The organism is Oleiphilus sp. HI0132 (assembly GCF_001635845.1).
In genome coordinates, this window is record NZ_LWGJ01001426.1 from 1 (window position 1) to 1,498 (window position 1,498).

General features: G+C 42.4%; 1 pseudogene. It reads right to left on the bottom strand.

Annotated features, from left to right (window positions below):
• A pseudogene (locus A3766_RS21700) lies at nt 1-1,100 on the bottom strand (flagellin); the annotation flags it as partial.
• Nucleotides 1,101-1,498 lie beyond the last annotated feature (398 nt).

Consider the following 1,498-nt stretch of genomic DNA (forward strand, 5'->3'; position numbering starts at 1 on the left):
TTAATATCAGAACCGTCATCACTAGTTAGCGTTACATCACCAATAAATGTGACAGCGGTACCATCAGTACCATCATCAACTAAACCGAAGTCTTCCGCACCACCAGTTGTTGTATCAACAGTGATATTACGACCATCTTCAGAAGTCAAATCAACACGAAAACCTGTGCTTGTCTCGACAACCGATGCCGTCACACCCGTTAAGTCACTCTTTGTATTAATTGTATCTGCAACTGCTGTTAGCGCAGTCTCTGCTTCAACTTCTGCAAGCTGAAGCTCTATATCAACACCGTTAATTGCGACTGTTTCAGCAACAACACCTGTACCGATAACACCCGCAGCTATAGTTGTACCTTCGACTGTATTGGGGTTTGCAGTTGCGGTCACACCCGTCAGGTCAGTTTCTGCGTTGATCGCAGCAGCCTTTGAAATTGCACTTGAGCCCTGCAAAGCAAATGACGTGTCGTCATTACTACCAACAGGAGCCGAAATAGCAGCACCGTTAATAGTCAAGTCACCAGCGGCGATAGTCTGCTCTGCAGTTAATGCAGTTTTACTATTGTTAGACGTCACACCAGCAGTCGCAGCTGCGCCAAGTGTATCAACAGTAGTTTCATTAATACTTACATCAATTCGGTCACCAACGTTTGCTCCGGTCTGAAAACCAGCATCCTGGAAAGAGCCATCTAGAAGGCTTTGACCGTTAAAGTTTGTCTTTTCAGAAATTGACTGAATTTCAGCTTTTAGCTGCTCAACCTCTTCTTGTAGAGAAGAACGCTCCAAATCAGTGTTTGAACCATTCGCTGATTGTAGCGCTAGTTCACGAACACGCTGTAAAGAAGTTGTGATACTGTTTAAAGCACCTTCAGCAGTTTGTGCCAAAGAAACACCATCACCTGCGTTTCGGTTAGCTACGTTAAGACCACGAACCTGAGCGTCGATTCGGTTTGAAATTGCCAAACCCGCCGCATCATCCTTCGCACCATTGATACGTAAACCTGAAGATAAACGTTGCAAAGCCTGGCTTTGAGCGTTTTGTGAACTTTCAAGGTTACGCTGAGCATTTAAAGACGCGATATTGGTATTAATTATTTGAGGCATGTCGTTTCTCCGATCAATTTTGCAAGTAAACGAACGAGACTTTAAAACACACCATGCTTTGTAAAGCACGCTCTCGATCGCTTGTTACATCATTTAACGGCCCCCCACAAAATTACTTTAGTTTTTTTTACAAAAACAATGTAAGCAAGTGTAACAAACCCCTTCTTGCTCAAACACTCCTACTTCACTAGCTATATAGATTGCGGCAAGCACTAGCCAAAAAAACGGCAAACATATCGTTTAAAGACACTACTCACATTAACACAAACACAAAAACTTCTATATTAACAAACACTTAAAACACCCAAACAAAAGCTGGCACAGTGCATGCTTTACAAACAGCAAGGAAAGTGGTGCTCAATTAACGCATCACAACTTTTATAAAAACTTTAATTTAG